The sequence below is a fragment of the Roseobacter phycocola genome (genome assembly GCF_042055075.2).
Classification (GTDB): Bacteria; Pseudomonadota; Alphaproteobacteria; order Rhodobacterales; family Rhodobacteraceae; genus Roseobacter.
The window spans coordinates 2,394,274-2,409,440 of the sequence record NZ_CP194010.1 but is presented as its reverse complement, the minus strand read 5'-3'; the positions used below and the strand labels follow the sequence as shown (position 1 = coordinate 2,409,440).

Below are 15,167 nucleotides of genomic sequence, written 5' to 3'. Positions count from 1 at the left end.
TCGCGGGCGCTTATTCTTTGAGTCTGCCTTCCAGCTTCTCAAGCAACCTTTTTGTCCCGGCCAGGGTTTCACGATCGAAAACGCCTGCGCCCGCGCGGTGCACGCGCCGCAGATGTTCGACAGCCCTGCTCAGATTACTGCGAAGGTAACGCAGTTTCCCGGTGTCAAAACGCCGGTAGCGGCGCTGTTCGTCAATCCCGAAACACCGCATGATATTAGCCGCCACCGGATCTTTCGGGATTTTTGCCCGGCCCATCCGCCGGTCGAGTATCTCCTCCAGATCATCTCTGGCCCGGCCCAGAACAGCTGATCCGCCAAGCGCGAAAAAGGTGCCGACATCCTGTCGCATCAGGACGGTTTCGACCTCAAACTCTTCTTCAGGCGAATGCGGTCTGGCCACGAAAACGGGCAGTGTGTTCGACGTCGTGATGGTCTCTTCATCACCAAGCTGGCTGGCATCGGCTGCATCGGTCAGCAATGTACAGAAAACCTGAATGGCATAGTGTCCGGGTTCTGCAAAGCTGAAGCCATCGGCTCCGAAAGTCAGATTGATGTTCTCGCTGTGAGAGGCACCCGGCGCCAGCATGCGGATCTGGCTTGTGTCTGCACCTTCTGAGTCCGATATGTTGCTGAGATCAAAACAGCGGGACACGATAGGGTGAAAATGGACCGCCTGATGAGCGGTTTTACTGCCCCTTGCGGTTTTTTCGATACGTACACTCAGAAAGCCGCCTTTCGGGTCCAGGAGTCTTTTCCGGAGGGGGACGGCCGCGGGCCCTGTGTTGGTGACCCTGATCTCCAGAAAGACCTGCTGGCCGAACCGGAAAGCGGCTGTCCGGGCGCCCGGATCCGGCGGCAGAAGCTCCAGCTTCAGGCCGCAGGCACTCTGATCCGTTGCATACGGTGTGTACCCCGTTGCACTCTGGCTCCAGTAGTCGGCAGAGTGAAACGGATCACCGCCCGGGATGATCTGATTGCGGGGCGCGTGGCGCAGAAACTCGAGTTCATCAGGGTCAAATGCAAATGCGAAGCGCTCCCAGTAACCCTGCTCGCGCCCGCCGCCCTGATACTGCCAGGGGTAATTCATGAATGACGCAGAATCCGCGTGCCCGACGTCCGGCCCGAAACGGTGCGACAGGTTCAGACCATGACCAATTTCGTGCACGGCCGTCTGGATGACTTTCCGGTCCGGGGCATCGGTCACCCATTTCCTGATTTCGCGTTCGAACACAGCGCAGCCCTGGCGTGGCAGTTGGGCTGACGTGTCGAACATAACGCCAAGCAGGCGTTCGCGTTTTGGCCGTCCGAGCCAGAGAAGCTGTTGCCGCCAGGCCGGACCGTCAAGGCTGGTATCCGCCAGGTCTGTCATCAGCGTATGCAGTTCCGCCTGGCCCCAGCCGTCTTTCTGTTCGGGTATCCGGTTGCGGACGCCTGTGTCAGTGACTTCGAAACCGGCATCCTGCAGCGCCGACTTTACTGTGATCTGCCGGCGGCCGGATTTCCAGGTGGGGGGCGGTTCCGTGCCGTTTTCCATCTCCATTTCGATGCCCAGCCGCCGCAGATAGGGCGACTCCCACTCCGCCGTCATCTCAAAGGTCGTGCGGGCGGGCAGGCCAGGCAATGCGCCATCGACGTGCAGCGCAATCACAATGGTTCCGCCTGCAAGCGACGGACGCAGCCAGACAATGCCATGCGCTGTGGTGCGATCACCGGCACAGAATTCAGCGGGCCAGCCCGCAGAAAGCGTGGCATCAGGTCTTACGCCTGGTACGGTGCGGAAGGAGGCGAGGTAATCTTCGCGACCGGCCCGTCTGCCCATCAGGTCGCCGGAGATCACGCCGGTTCCTCTGATATCCATCCGCAGTTCAAGGACCAGCCGCGCGTTGCCGCCGGTGTAGCGGCCATCCGCGACGGGTGGCAATTCGGCGGGCAGGCCGATCGCGCCAGCAACTGTGTCCGCCGGCAGGATGTCCAGACCGGCGCCGGATCCGCCGCCGGAGAAGCCGCCAGGAAGGGAGGGCGCACGGAAGGGTTTTTGCGGTGACGAAGGCGGCAGCACGCTCAGGGTAGCCCCGGACCCACCACCACTGAAGGACCCCGGCATGGATCTTACGCGGAACGGTGCGGGCGCGGCGCTGCCACCCGATGTAGGGGCCGGGGACGGTGCTCTTCTGGCGCCAACCGGCGCCCCGTCTTCATCCACAAGGACTTCGATGTCACCGAAAAGCAAACTCACAATGTCTGTATCGTCTGACATATTGTCCTCTGATTCCTGTTGTTACTTTGGGGGGGCAAACGTCCGGACAAGCTGGTCCTGACTGGCAGAAACGGCTCTGTTCAGCGTCCACGATTTTTCGTCCGGAACGATTTTCAGGCCACAGGCGAGTTCGGTGCCGTCGAAGGCGTAGTTCACCGATTCATAGGCAATAGCGACAGGTTTCTGCAGCGTGCGCTCAAACTTCAGTGAATTTCCCTCGACGCCAACGAAACTCACCGCGTCTTTTTCCACTGTCGATCCACTGCCCTGAGCTGATTTTTCCAGAGCCGAGATCAGACGCTCCAGATCCTGCGAGGATGCTTCGTCCCCGATAGTGACGTTGACTTCGAAATCCCCGGGCAGAGACTGGGTTGTCTTTGCGGTATCCGGTAGCGGGCTCGTGGCGCGGGATGCGGCCAGCCGAGCGATCCTCGCACTGCTGTAGCGGTAGTCGATCTTTCGCGTCATGTACGTCCGCGTCACGACCGCGAAGTAGCAGGATCGCGAACTTGCACAGAATTCGTTCGGCGCAATTCCCTGGTCGCGTCCGATTGTGCTGGCGATGCCCAGAGCATTCTCCGGTCTGACACAGACAGTGTTCCAGAATTCGTCAGAGAACCGGTCGTATTGCCGGCCTACTGTGGCGTTCACGGCGCCAAAGGGGACGCCGAACGAACGGGTGTCCGTAAAATCGATGCTGACGCTTTCATTTGATCCGAAGGACAGCCCGAAAGAACTCAGAAAGCCGAAGCTGCCCAGAGCCCCGCCCTGCGAGGCCGCGCCGGAAATTGTCGGAAATGTTACCAGCGGCAACGAATTCCGTGCTCCATTGTTCAGGGCAACAGAGCCCGACCCGAAGTCCTGTTGTTTTTTCTGAGGATCGAAGTTGGTGTCCAGGTTTCCGGTTGTATTCGTATTTTCAAAATTGATCCGGGAGTTCAGGTATCGGTTGGCCTCGTCTCGGATCGTATCAAGTGTGCCCATCCAGACGCTGACAGTTTTCTCCGGATCGTTGGGGGACGCAGGTTCTGTTGAAACGAGGAAAACATCGCCCACCTGCAGTTCTTCTCTGGGGGGATAGACCGGCGTCAGACCAAGCTCCCGCACCACTTCGAAATATTCATCGCGCAAATCTTTTTTGGGCAGCGCCGAGCATGCCAGAACCAGGAAAAGGGCCGCAAAGGCGGCTGTTTTTACAATTTTGTCAGACCGCATCGCATTTCCTCACCTCAATTGTTCTTTTTTGTTTTCAGAAACCGCATTGGATTTCGTCTGCCGCTGACCGCAACACATCGTGACGTGTTGGTCCCTGATACGATGACGGACGTCGTGAAAAGACGTCGGCCCACTGCTGATCGGTCAGGTTCAGGCAGGCATAGGTTACCGATGTGCCTTTGTGCCGAGACTGCGCGAAGGGGGCCGGGTCCTGACCACCACAGAACGATCCCGCCCCGTCGTCGGGGAGCGTACATTTTTTTTGGCCATGGCACTGTTTGGCCATGGTTGCGCGCACGTCACAAGATCCACCGGTCACTGGGCCGGACAGCCGGCCATAACGGGCTGAAACGACATATACACCGGGTTTTTGTGTTTTGTCGCCGGGCACGACGGCGTCGATTTTGCTGCTGAGGGTGGTCAGTTTGGCGACGTCTGCGAGGCGCAGCACCTTTGCGATGTCACCTGACGGCTCCAGCATTTCGGTCATCAGAGTGATGCGGTTGTCGAGAGCTGTGTAGAACAGGTTCCGGTCGACGCTTTCCAGAACCTGCCGCAGGCCTGTCAAAGCAGGGATCTGGACCGTGCCGCCCGCAACCGGTGAGGATGCCTGGATCAGCGCCGAAAGGATTCCGGCGCGCGCAGAGATGCTGTCTTCAACAGAGAGCAGATCAACTTTGCCGATCACCGTTTCCAGCGTGAGGACTTTGCGCCGGGTCTCGTTGCTGACAAAATCGAGCTCCTGGCTGGTGTGGGTGGTCAGCGCATCCACCAGCATGCTCAGAAACTGGTCTTTGCGGGCGTCTTCATAGTCGAAGACCGCTTCGCGCAAATCTGCAATGGCGGGTGCGATGGTCCCGTTGTCAAGGCTGCCGCGGATCGTGGCGGCGGAAGCAGTCAGCTCTGCGCTGATTTCTTCGTCGGTCGGGTTCAGTGCTGCGTTGATGCGGGCCGCGAGGTTTTCCAGAGACTGCCGGAGTGCTGCATCTGTTTCGCCCGTCGCTTCCAGCCCCGATGCAACCTGGTCCAGTTGTTCAATCAGCTCCTGGTGCGGGGACTGCGCCGCAGCATCCTGTGCCGCACCCCAGAGAAACAGTGCTGCGGCCAGATGGAAACAGGTTCGCCCGAAATTGTTGAAACAAGGCATACGTATTCTCCAATAGGGAGAATTCAGCGCCAATAGTTAACGTCTGTCAACTTTTTTGGCGCGGGCTCCGGAGACAGCCTCCGGAACTGTGATTCACCTGCACCAGGGAAAAAGGAAGCGTTCCGGGCCTGATGAAGCCGTGCGGGGCGGTGTGTTCGGTGGGGCGACAGACCCTAGGCTATGCCGTGGGCGCGCTGTCATTGGGTGTCTGCAGGGTGTAGCCCGCGTCAAAGGCTCTCTCCAGCAGAGCGGTGCGACGGGCGTCCGAACCTTTGGACCCACACAGAAGCTCCAGTCGGCGGTTCTGGAAGCCAAAGTACCCGAACGTGCCGTTGATCCAGGCATTTTCAAGGTCAGCCTTGTGGCCAAGTTTCTCCATTTCATCCGAGCGGGCACCAGCAGGCACCAGAAGAACACCTGTCCTGGGTCGCTGAAGCGAGACGTCCGGATCGGCCAGCTGGTCATAGGCCCAGCCCCAGGTCCAGATCCGGTCGACCCAGCCTTTCGTCATCGCGGGCATGCCCCACCAGAACAGCGGGAATACAAGACATACTGCGTCTGCATGGGCAATCCGGGCCTGCTCCTGCAGGACGTCCGCCGGTGCACCGGAATCTTTGTCTGCTTCAATGTCCGCCATTGACCACCGCGGATCAAAACCCTCTGCGTTCAAGTCCGCCAGCTCAGTGGAGTGGCCCGCCTTTTCGGCTCCATCCATGAATGTCGCAGCAACCGCGGCTGTGAAGGATTTTGGATCGGGATGATCAAGTATCGTCAGAACGTGCATGGATCCTGCCTGTCAGTCATCATCACTCCGACCGTTTCATGGTCACCGGAAAATGAAAAGACGGATGGCCACGCGATACGGTGGTTTGTGGCTTTGCCCCAGGTACATCAAATGCGTTCCTTGTTTGAGATGGGGCGCTCCCAGGGGGGCGTTCTTCCGATTTCAGCGATCAGAAAATCCATGAAAACCCGTACTTTGGGCGACAGAACGTTGGAGCGCGGATAGATCAGCCACAGAACGTCGCCCTCGGCGCTTTCGTAATCGGGTAAAACGCGGACCAGGCGTCCGGCTGAAAGGTCTTCGCGCACGCTCCAGAGTGCGTTCAGCGAAATACCGGCACCTGCCAGTGTTGCGTTTTTCTGACTGGTGCCGTCATCCATTATCAGCTGGCTTCCTGCTGCTGCCGGATCGAACACGCCAGCTTCGCCGCTGGTCGAAACCATTGGTCTCGCCCGCATCCGTCCAAAGGCGATGAGCCTGTGAGCGGTCAGGTCCGAAGGCTTCATCGGAGTCCCATGGCTTGCCAGATAGTCGGGAGATGCGCAGAGAATGCGGGTGTCATCTGCAAGTTTGCGGCCCTTCAGGCTGGTGTCAGGCAGGGGGGCGCTGCGCAGCGCGAGATCATAGCTGCCTTCGATCAGATCAAACTGTACATCTGACAGCCGAAGGTCGAGCGTCAGATCCGGGTAGCGGTCCAGAAAGGCGGGCAGTACCGGCGCGATATATTGCTGCGCAAAGGTACTGGGTGCTGCAAAGCGCAGCGTGCCACGGACGTCCGCTGTGCCCTGTCCAAGGGCGGCCAGAGCAGCTTCTTCCTGCGCGATGATCTCGCGCGCGAAAGGCAGCAGTTCTTCACCTTCGGCCGACAGCGACACTTTCCGCGTGGTGCGGTGCAGAAGCTCTGCGCCAACGGCGTTTTCGAGTTTCGCCAGCCTTGCACTTGATACTGCCGGTGCCAGACCAAGCTGCCGTCCGGCCGCGCTGATGTTGAGAAGTTCGGCTGCCAGAACGAAGAGGCGCAGGCCGTCGGTATCGAGGCTCATTATTTAGATTTTCCGAATTATGTTTCCGAAATGCGGCGGTTTACCCTTTCATATCTGCATAACATATTCACCGTCAATGAAAGGCTCCATGACAGAGGAGGCGCTGAACATGCGCACCGGAACCGTGAACTACCATGTGCACAAACCGCACCGCCAGGCTTTCGAACTGGATGCAGGCGGTATTACCGGGAACCTGATTTCGCCAGAGCTGGCGCCAACGCTGGTAGAGGTTCGGGATGACCGCGCTTCCGCGGAACCGGTTCGTTTCGACACGGACTCCGTGGAATTCGCGAGAAGTCCGAGCAGTGTCAGCGATTTCGAAACACCTGGCTGGGAGGAGGTCTATGAGAACGAACTGACCGCCCTGCTGACGGACAGGCTGGGTGTTCGCGAAGTCCTTATTTTTGATCACACTGTGCGTACTGATGATCCGGAAGCCAATCGGAAACCGGCCCGCAACGTGCACAGCGACTACAGCGAAGCGGGCGCGCGGCAGCGTCTGGATGATCTGCTCGGGTCCGAACGGGCGGCCGAATGGGCAGAGGGGCACTTCGCCTTCATCAACATCTGGCGGCCGGTCGGGCATCCGATCAACAGTGCTCCCCTTGGATTTGTGCGGCCCGCAAGCGTGGCACCGGACGACTGGATTCTGCTTGATCTGATTTACCCTGACCGCAAGGGTCAGATCATGGGGCTGGTTGCCAATCAGGATCATGAGTGGGTTTACCGTTCAGAAATGAGGCCGGACGAGGTGGCATTCTTCAATATATATGACAACCGGGGCCTGCCGTCGGTCGCGCACAGCGCGCTCGATATGGTTGAAAACCCTGCCGTCACAACCGTTCGCCAGAGCATAGAGAGCCGCACGCTGGTGCGGTACTGAAGGTCAGAAACCATGCTGGATAAGCAAAACGACATGTCATTTGCGCCGATCAACCGAGCGTACAACAGGGTCTTTCGGCCAGGCCGGCTGAGTATTGGTCTGGTGCTGCCGCTGGAGACTTACGCTGTTGGTGCTGCTCCGGAAATGAAGGCGCATCTTGAGGCTGCGAAGACGGCGGAAACACAGGGGTTCGCAGCATTGTGGTTGCGCGATGTGCCGTTCAATGTACCGGCGTTCGGGGATGTGGGACAGGTTTTTGACCCCTTTGTGTATCTGGGCGCGCTGGCAACAGCGACCGACGACATTGGCCTTGGCACGGCCAGTGTTATTCTTCCCCTGCGTCATCCCGCGCATGTTGCAAAGGCCGCTGCGACGGCCGACGTGCTCTCCGGTGGCAGGCTTCTGTTCGGTGTGGCCTCAGGCGACCGTCCCGAGGAATACCCGGCGATGGGCGCGGACTATCATGATCGTGCTGCGCGTTTCCGCGACAGTTTTGAGTATATCCGCGCTGTTGCTTCGGATTTTCCGCGCCACCGCAGTGCGCAGGGCACGCTCGCGGGCGACATCGATCTGCTTCCCAAGCCTGCAGGGTCGAGGTTGCCGCTTCTGATCACAGGTGGCAGCCAGCAAACGCCTGATTGGGTTGCACAGAATGGCGACGGCTGGATGACCTATCCGCGCGATGCTGCCTCGCAGGGTCGCGTAATTTCGGACTACCGCGCGCGCCTCAAAGCGCATGATGCCCCTGACAAGCCCGTGATGCAGTCGCTCTATGTCGATCTGCTGGATGATCCCGACGCGCCCCCGGCGCCGCTGCACCTTGGGTTTCGGTCCGGCAGCAGATTTCTGCTCAGTTATCTGAAGGAACTTCAGACGCTGGGCGTTAATCACGTCGCGCTGAATCTGCGGTTCAGCCAGGGCGATATCTCACAGACGCAGCAAAGGCTTGCCGACGCACTGCTGCCCGAATTTCACTGAAGGACACCTGACATGACGCGTACCATTCTCATCACCGGATCGACGGACGGCATCGGCTTGCTGACAGCCGAAAAACTCGCAGCCCAGGGCCACCGGGTTCTTTTGCACGGGCGCAATGCGGCGAAACTCGATGCAGCAGCGGCGCAGACAGACGGGCAAACAGAAACGTATCTTGCTGATCTTTCCGACATGGCGTCTGTCCGGCAGCTGGCCGCAGACATCCGAAAAAACCACGACAGGCTTGATGTTCTGATCAACAATGCGGGAGTGCTGAAAAGCCCGGACCCTGTGCTCGCGGATGGCACTGATATCCGCTTTGTCGTCAACACTTTCGCGCCGTACCTTCTGACGGAACTTCTGTTGCCAATCATGCCGCCGGAGGGGCGTGTAGTGAACCTGTCATCTGCTGCACAGGCGGCCGTGAACACGGATGCGATGGCGTGTGGTGTCAGGCTGTCGGACATGGATGCTTACGCTCAGAGTAAACTGGCCATTACCATCTGGACCCGCGAGTGGGCGCGTAGGTTGCCCGATGGTCCGGCGATGATTGCCGTCAACCCCGGGTCGCTGCTTGCCACTAACATGGTCAAAGAGGGCTTTGGCATCGCGGGCAATGATCTGAGCATTGGTGCAGATATTCTGGTCGATGCCGCCACGGGCGCGCGGTTTGAAGGTGCCACCGGGCAGTATTTCGACAACGACAGCGGTGCTTTCGCGGAACCACATTCGGCGGCATCAGACCCGTCGCATGCAAGCGCCGTTATGCAGGTCATCCGGAAGTATGCCGACAGCCATCGCTGATCCGGCCCGGCAATAACCACCAGAACACGAAACAGATTTAACCCGCTCCCCGGTGATCACACCATCGGGGGCACAGTAGAGGACTGCCTGATGAAATATGAAAACTTCCAGACATTTGACGTCTCCGTCGATAACGGGATCGCCACAGTGACCTTCGATTTCGGGTCCGTGAACGTCCAGGGCCAGGAAATGCTGGCCGATCTGAACAGTCTGGCCATGCGACTTGAGCGCGACCGTGAGACAAAAGTTGTGGTTTTTCAATCAGCGAACCCGGAGATCTGGGTCTGCCACTACGACACCGACCTGCTGAAGGACATGTCAACCGATGCCGTGTCACGGGATGAAGCGCAGCTGCTGGACCTACAGTCAGTCTGCGAGCGCATCAGCAAAGTGCCGCAGGCCACCATCGCCAAACTTGAGGGGTTCGCGCGGGGCGGGGGGCATGAACTGGCGCTCGCGCTGGATATGCGGTTCGCAGCGCGCGGAAAATTCAAATTCATGCAGATGGAAGTTGGCATGGGCATTCTGCCCTGTGGAGGCGGTGCGTCGCGCATGGCACGGCAGACCGGTCTGGGCCGTGCGCTGGAGATTATTCTGAGCGCCCAGGATTATGACGCAGACGACGCAGAACGGATGGGGACCATCAACAGGGCGCTCGACCCTGATGAAATTGGTTCATATGTGGACGCTCTGGCGCAGCGCATTGCGCAGTTCCCGGCAGAATCGATCAATGCCTGCAAACAGATGGTGTATGAGTCCATCGACAAGCCCATCGCTGATGCCCTGAAAGCAGAAGCATACTGGCTTTACCAGGCCACCAGCAAAACGCCCGCCGTCAAACGCTTCACGATCGCGGATGAACAGGGTCTCGAGCACGATATCGAGAACCAGCGCAACTGGAGTGAGCTTGTGATGAAGGTGCAGGAGATCACCGACTAACCCCCAATTCTTCAATCGGTCGCTGCCTTCGTGTGGCGGCCGGTTTTTTCGGCGCCCGTTGCTTCTGAGTGCAAGGCCGCGGGCAATCCGCCCTGTGCGTCAGGGGGCGCCTTCAGAACAGAGCGCCGCAATTCGCAATTTCTGCGCGGTCCGGCCATACTCGCGCCAGAATTCTCTCGTGTAAGTTGTTGAAATAGGTCATGACTGCTGTCGGGTCTTGATTCACACAACATGCGCACCCATATTGAATGTATACCATAGTACACAATTATAAGGCCGGATAATGTTCGACCTCTTTCTGACGGAACCCTATGTTCCGTTTACAATTTCGCTCGCCCTTTTGTTCGGGCTTTTGACACTGGAACTTGTCCTCGCACTGCTGGGTGGCACGCTTCTGGGCATGGGCGCTGATGCTGATCTCGATGTAGATATCGATGTTGCCGACCTCGGCGATTTTGACCTGGATATCGACGGTGCCGATCTTGCAGAGGTGGAACTTGCTGATATCGACGCGGACTATGACGCCGGCGCACCAGGTGCAGACGGCGTCGGACCCGCGTCGTGGCTTGGATTTGGCCGGGTTCCGGTGATGATCTGGGTGGCTGCACTTTTGCTGGGTTTCGGGCTGGCCGGTGTGATTGTCCAACAGTTTGCCGGAACACTTCTGGGTGGCCCTGTACCCGCGGCTGTTGCAGCTGTTCCGGCTGCTGTTGCCGGGTTGTGGTTCACGCGTCGTTTCAGTGCACTATTTGCGCGCCTGCTGCCCAAAACCGAAACCACCGCGGTGTCGGGGCGCCATCTTGGACGCCGGACCGGCACGGTAACGCAGGGTACCGCACAGCGCGGGAAACCTGCGGAAGTGCGTGTTACCGACCGTCACGGCAATACGCATTACCTGCGGGGTGAACCGCTCAAGGATGACGCCGCAATTCCCGCCGGTACATCCGTTCTCGTGCTCAGGCACCGCCAGACTGAGGGCTACCGGCTGGTACCCCTCGATGAGGGCACCTGACCCGTTTCTGACAACCAAACAATACCTGAACCGCCAACTGAAGGAGTGTCATTTTGGAACCCAGTTCAATTCTGATTATCGTTATAAGTGTTATTGCATTTCTGGTGCTTGTGGGCCTCGTGCTCGGGCGACTTTACCGGCGTGCCACAAGAGAGGTCAGCCTGGTTAAAACCGGTGCAGGTGGCAAACGTGTCATCATGGATGGCGGTACGGTTGTGGTCCCGCTGTTGCATGAAATCAGCCCGGTAAACATGAAGACCCTGCGTCTTGAGGTGCAGCGGTCGCACGAGGGCGCACTGATCACCAAAGATCGCATGCGCGTTGACGTTGGCGTTGAGTTCTATGTCTCGGTCAATGCAACAGAGGAAGGCATCGGGCGCGCGGCGCAGACACTGGGCGACAGGACCTTCTTTGTGGATCAGTTGCGTGAGCTGATCGAAGGTAAGCTGGTCGATGGCCTGCGCGCCGTTGCGGCGCAGATGACGATGGATGAACTGCACGAAAACCGGGCTGAATTTGTTCAGGAGGTTCAGAACGCTGTTTCCGAAGACCTGCTGAAAAACGGCCTCGAGCTGGAATCCGTTTCGCTGACTGCGCTTGACCAGACACCTTTTGAAGCGCTGGACGAGAACAACGCCTTTAACGCGGTCGGTATGCGCAAGCTTGCGGAAGTGATCGCGACGTCCAAGAAAGAGCGCGCTGAAATTGACGCAGATGCAGATGTGTCTGTGCGTCGTGCTGCCATGGAAGCCGAACGCCTGAAACTGAAGATTGATCAGGACGAGCAGCAGGCCGCCATTGCGCAACGACAGGAAATTGCGATCCTGGAGGCAGCGCAGCAGGCAGAGATTGCCCGGCGTCAGGAAGATGCGGAGCGCGAAAAAGAGCAGGCGCGGATCAAACGTGAAGAAGCCATCCGTGCAGCAGATATTGCGCGCGAACGCTCGATCCGCGAGGCGGAGATCACCCGCGACCGTGAACTGGAAGTCGCGGATCAGGAGCGCCAGATTATCATCGCCGTGAAGTCCGAGGAAGAAAGCCGGGCCAGTGCTTCCGCTGACGCCGCACGTGCCGAAGCGACAAAGGCATCCGAGAGCATTGAAACAGCGCGTTCTGTTGCGACGGCTGAGCGGACCAAGAGCATCGCGCTCATCGAAGCGGAACGGGAAGCGGAACGGGAAGCAACGCGCATCCGTCTTGCAGCTCAGGCCGAAAAGGACGCCGCACAGGACCGTGCAGAAGCGCGCCGTGAAGAGGCCCGCGCGGACGCCGATGCGCTGACCATCCGAGCGGAAGCCAAAAAAACCGACCTGCTTGCTGAGGCAGAAGGCCGGCGCGCGATCGTTGAGGCGGAAAACGCGATTGCCGAGGAAATCGTCAATATGAAGGTTGCTCTGGCCCGTCTGGAGAAGCTGCCTGAGGTCGTGGCTCAGATGGTGAAACCTGCGGAAAAGATCGATTCCATCAAAATCCACCACCTTGGCGGTATGAATGGCCTGCCGGGTGCTGGCGGTGGTGCCGGTGGCAGTGAAAAGGCGCCGATCAACCAGGCGCTGGATTCCATCATGGGAATGGCGGTGCAGATGCCTGCCCTGAAAAAGCTGGGCGAAGATCTGGGCGTCTCTATGGAAGATGGTGTTGCAGGTCTGACAAACAGTCTTGCCGGAGATATCACCGAACAGAAAAGCGCGGGCGCTGTTGAAGACAGTAGTGGTGATCCTGCAAAACTGGCCAGCCCGGAGCAGGACGGCACCGCAACCGCCGCAGAATAATCCGTCCTTTTGGGCAGGCGTCTCGTGAGACGTTTGAGCGGCCAAAAGACGGTGCGGTCTGACCCTCCGGTCCCTTAACCCAGCCTGCCGGTCCCGGAACCGGCAGGCTTTTCTGTTCAGGGGTTTCTGATGGTCCTCGGGTTCGTGAGAAACCAGCAGTTTCGAATGTGGACCTGACAGGATAGTGTCGGCGAAAACCACGCAAGATAAGCCTGCCCGGATCCGGCGGGTCAGCACAGGATTGCCGGAATGTTCACAATTGAGGGCGCACAGGTTTTTCTGCCGGATGAGATTGCAGAAACCAGCGTCACGGTCGCAGATGGCCAGATCGCGGACATTGGCGGACCGTTGCAGGGTGATGTGATCGACGGGCGCGGACTGATCGTGGCTCCAGCCCTGATCGACGTGCACGGCGATGCGTTTGAGCGCCAGCTGATGCCCCGTCCGGGTGTATTCTTCCCAACTGACACTGCGGTGATTGACACCGACCGCCAGCTGGCGGCCAACGGCATTGCCACCGCCTATCACGCGATCACACTGGGCTGGGAGCCGGGGCTGCGCGATGTCGCCCGGGGCAGGACCGTCATGCAGGCGATCCGTGATCTGGCGCCACGCCTCACGGTCGAAAACCGGGTGCAGTTGCGGTGGGAAACTTTCGCCTTTGAGGCAATCGAAGTCATTGAGTGGGCGCTGAACGGACCGCTGCTGCCTTCGGTCGCCTTCAACGATCATACCTCCATGGCCATGCGCGCGTTTGATGTGTCCGTGCAGGACCGCGCATTCGAATTTTCGCCGGAATTCGCCGTCGCATCCCTTGATGACACGCGCATGAAACAGCGGGTCGCCGCAAAAGCGCGGCGCTCCGGTCTGGAAGAAGACGCATACATCAGGTTGCTGGCGCGGATATGGGACAGGCGCAGCGATGTGCCGGACATGATTGCCCGGGTCGGACAGATGGGGCGTGCCGCAGGGGCTCCGATGCTCAGCCACGATGACACGCGGGCGGAAACCCGCGCCTTCTTCCGCGCTCACGGTGCGGCGGTTTCGGAGTTCCCGATGGTGATGGAGGCGGCCCTGGCAGCGCGGGCAGAAGGAGATCCGATCATTTTTGGTGCGCCGAATGCGGCACGCGGCGGCAGTCACATCGGGTCACTGGCGGCTGCAGATATGGTCGAGGCCGGGCTGTGTGATGCACTGGCATCGGATTATTTTTATCCGGCGATGCTGGCGGCGGTTGCGCGGCTTGATGAAGAACGGCGCGCGGACCGGCTGTCGCTCTGGTCACTGGTCTCGGACGGTCCTGCTCAGGCGATGAAGCTGACTGATCGTGGCCAGATCACTCAGGGCAGGCGCGCTGACCTCGTGTTGCTTGACTGGCCCGAAGGTGGAGCGCCTTCGGTTCTCGGAACATGGGTGGCTGGCCGGTGCGCCTTCCGCGCTCTCCCGGCAGGGTGAGGTTGTCAGGCGATGACATCAGTGGTGCGGCGGGCACATTTGGCTTAGATCTGAAATCATACCCTAAACGGAGAGTGCAAGTGTCTGCAGACAGCATCACGGAACGGAGCAAATTTGCGGAAGCCCTGGCGAAAGAGGCGGGGGAGGTCGCACTTGGATACTTCAGCGACCGCGACTCCCTTGTTGTCGACCAGAAGGGTGCGCAGGACTGGGTCAGCGAAGCCGACCGCAACGTCGAAATCTTCGTGCGCGAAAAAATTGCGGCTGTATTTCCGGACGATGGGATTGTGGGCGAGGAGCATGCGCCCAGAACCGGGACCAGTGGCTTTGTCTGGGTGATTGATCCGATCGACGGTACGACGAATTTTGTGAACGGCATTCCTGCATGGACGATCGTTCTGGCGGTCGCCAGCGATGGCGCCACGCAACTGGGCGTCATTCACGAACCCAACGTGGGGGAAACCTATACGGCTGTGCGCGGAGCGGGTGCTGCGCTCAATGGCAGGCCGATGCAGGTCGCCAGCGGCGTTGATCTTGCCAGTGGCACGGTCTCTGTCGGCTATTCCAACCGCGTGGATGCCGCGCATGTGGTCCCGGTTATTGCAGCGCTTGTTGAACGTGGTTCGCTCTACCACCGAAATGCCAGCGGCGCGTTGTCGCTCGCCTATGTCGCGGCAGGCCGCTTGCTGGGCTATGTCGAGGAACACATGAACGCCTGGGATTGCCTTGCGGGACAGCTGATGGTGCAGGAAGCCGGTGGCATGCTCGAGGCACAGAATGCGGATCAGATGATTGCCGACGGTGGCCGCGTGATCGTGGGGGCACCTGATGTTTTTGACACACTTGTGGACATCTGTGACAGCGCCTGGCACCGTTGATGC

General features: G+C 59.3%; 13 protein-coding genes. 8 read left to right on the top strand and 5 right to left on the bottom strand.

Annotated features, from left to right (window positions below; genetic code table 11):
* Positions 1 to 10 precede the first annotated feature (10 nt).
* The 5 genes from AB4K19_RS11860 to AB4K19_RS11840 all read right to left on the bottom strand — a co-directional run bounded on the left by AB4K19_RS11860 (position 11) and on the right by AB4K19_RS11840 (position 6,446).
* Positions 11 to 2,257 carry a hypothetical protein gene (locus AB4K19_RS11860; protein ID WP_436397689.1) on the bottom strand — a complete coding sequence of 749 codons (2,247 nt, stop codon included), beginning with the start codon at positions 2,255 to 2,257 and terminating at the stop codon, positions 11 to 13.
* 21 nt (positions 2,258 to 2,278) lie between these two features.
* The gene (locus tag AB4K19_RS11855) at positions 2,279 to 3,472 is read right to left on the bottom strand and encodes a hypothetical protein (RefSeq protein WP_436397688.1); all 1,194 of its coding nucleotides are present in this window, start codon (positions 3,470 to 3,472) and stop codon (positions 2,279 to 2,281) included.
* Between the two features lie 34 nt (positions 3,473 to 3,506).
* Positions 3,507 to 4,619: a hypothetical protein gene (locus AB4K19_RS11850; protein WP_375228560.1), complete on the bottom strand. Its 1,113-nt coding sequence runs from the start codon at positions 4,617 to 4,619 to the stop codon at positions 3,507 to 3,509.
* A 178-nt stretch (positions 4,620 to 4,797) separates the two neighbouring features.
* Positions 4,798 to 5,403, bottom strand: coding sequence for an NAD(P)H-dependent oxidoreductase (locus AB4K19_RS11845; protein ID WP_375228559.1), 606 nt, complete (start codon positions 5,401 to 5,403; stop codon positions 4,798 to 4,800).
* Between the two features lie 107 nt (positions 5,404 to 5,510).
* Positions 5,511 to 6,446 carry a LysR family transcriptional regulator gene (locus tag AB4K19_RS11840; protein ID WP_436397684.1) on the bottom strand — a complete coding sequence of 312 codons (936 nt, stop codon included), beginning with the start codon at positions 6,444 to 6,446 and terminating at the stop codon, positions 5,511 to 5,513.
* A gap of 88 nt (positions 6,447 to 6,534) precedes the next feature.
* On the opposite strand from AB4K19_RS11840, the gene AB4K19_RS11835 reads away from it, so the two are divergent.
* The 8 genes from AB4K19_RS11835 to AB4K19_RS11800 all read left to right on the top strand — a co-directional run bounded on the left by AB4K19_RS11835 (position 6,535) and on the right by AB4K19_RS11800 (position 15,164).
* A complete protein-coding gene (locus tag AB4K19_RS11835) occupies positions 6,535 to 7,329 on the top strand; it encodes a CmcJ/NvfI family oxidoreductase (RefSeq protein ID WP_375228558.1) in 795 nt (264 codons plus the stop codon).
* Positions 7,330 to 7,341: 12 nt separating this feature from the next.
* Complete coding sequence (locus AB4K19_RS11830) at positions 7,342 to 8,307, top strand: LLM class oxidoreductase (RefSeq protein WP_375228557.1); 966 nt, start codon at positions 7,342 to 7,344, stop codon at positions 8,305 to 8,307.
* Positions 8,308 to 8,319: 12 nt separating this feature from the next.
* Positions 8,320 to 9,108, top strand: coding sequence for an SDR family NAD(P)-dependent oxidoreductase (locus tag AB4K19_RS11825; protein ID WP_375228556.1), 789 nt, complete (start codon positions 8,320 to 8,322; stop codon positions 9,106 to 9,108).
* A 90-nt stretch (positions 9,109 to 9,198) separates the two neighbouring features.
* Complete coding sequence (locus tag AB4K19_RS11820; protein ID WP_436397682.1) at positions 9,199 to 10,047, top strand: enoyl-CoA hydratase/isomerase family protein; 849 nt, start codon at positions 9,199 to 9,201, stop codon at positions 10,045 to 10,047.
* 283 nt (positions 10,048 to 10,330) lie between these two features.
* The gene (locus tag AB4K19_RS11815; protein ID WP_375228555.1) at positions 10,331 to 11,059 is read left to right on the top strand and encodes an OB-fold-containig protein; all 729 of its coding nucleotides are present in this window, start codon (positions 10,331 to 10,333) and stop codon (positions 11,057 to 11,059) included.
* A gap of 53 nt (positions 11,060 to 11,112) precedes the next feature.
* Positions 11,113 to 12,831: a flotillin family protein gene (locus AB4K19_RS11810; protein ID WP_436397679.1), complete on the top strand. Its 1,719-nt coding sequence runs from the start codon at positions 11,113 to 11,115 to the stop codon at positions 12,829 to 12,831.
* A 249-nt stretch (positions 12,832 to 13,080) separates the two neighbouring features.
* The gene (locus tag AB4K19_RS11805) at positions 13,081 to 14,286 is read left to right on the top strand and encodes an alpha-D-ribose 1-methylphosphonate 5-triphosphate diphosphatase (RefSeq protein ID WP_375228554.1); all 1,206 of its coding nucleotides are present in this window, start codon (positions 13,081 to 13,083) and stop codon (positions 14,284 to 14,286) included.
* 80 nt (positions 14,287 to 14,366) lie between these two features.
* Positions 14,367 to 15,164: an inositol monophosphatase family protein gene (locus AB4K19_RS11800; protein ID WP_375228553.1), complete on the top strand. Its 798-nt coding sequence runs from the start codon at positions 14,367 to 14,369 to the stop codon at positions 15,162 to 15,164.
* Positions 15,165 to 15,167 lie beyond the last annotated feature (3 nt).

Coding starts and splice junctions, on each gene's coding strand:
- AB4K19_RS11860 (WP_436397689.1), bottom strand. CDS start 2,257: ATGTCAGACGATACAGACATTGTGAGTTTGCTTTTCGGTGACATCGAA.
- AB4K19_RS11855 (WP_436397688.1), bottom strand. CDS start 3,472: ATGCGGTCTGACAAAATTGTAAAAACAGCCGCCTTTGCGGCCCTTTTC.
- AB4K19_RS11850 (WP_375228560.1), bottom strand. CDS start 4,619: ATGCCTTGTTTCAACAATTTCGGGCGAACCTGTTTCCATCTGGCCGCA.
- AB4K19_RS11845 (WP_375228559.1), bottom strand. CDS start 5,403: ATGCACGTTCTGACGATACTTGATCATCCCGATCCAAAATCCTTCACA.
- AB4K19_RS11840 (WP_436397684.1), bottom strand. CDS start 6,446: ATGAGCCTCGATACCGACGGCCTGCGCCTCTTCGTTCTGGCAGCCGAA.
- AB4K19_RS11835 (WP_375228558.1), top strand. CDS start 6,535: ATGACAGAGGAGGCGCTGAACATGCGCACCGGAACCGTGAACTACCAT.
- AB4K19_RS11830 (WP_375228557.1), top strand. CDS start 7,342: ATGCTGGATAAGCAAAACGACATGTCATTTGCGCCGATCAACCGAGCG.
- AB4K19_RS11825 (WP_375228556.1), top strand. CDS start 8,320: ATGACGCGTACCATTCTCATCACCGGATCGACGGACGGCATCGGCTTG.
- AB4K19_RS11820 (WP_436397682.1), top strand. CDS start 9,199: ATGAAATATGAAAACTTCCAGACATTTGACGTCTCCGTCGATAACGGG.
- AB4K19_RS11815 (WP_375228555.1), top strand. CDS start 10,331: ATGTTCGACCTCTTTCTGACGGAACCCTATGTTCCGTTTACAATTTCG.
- AB4K19_RS11805 (WP_375228554.1), top strand. CDS start 13,081: ATGTTCACAATTGAGGGCGCACAGGTTTTTCTGCCGGATGAGATTGCA.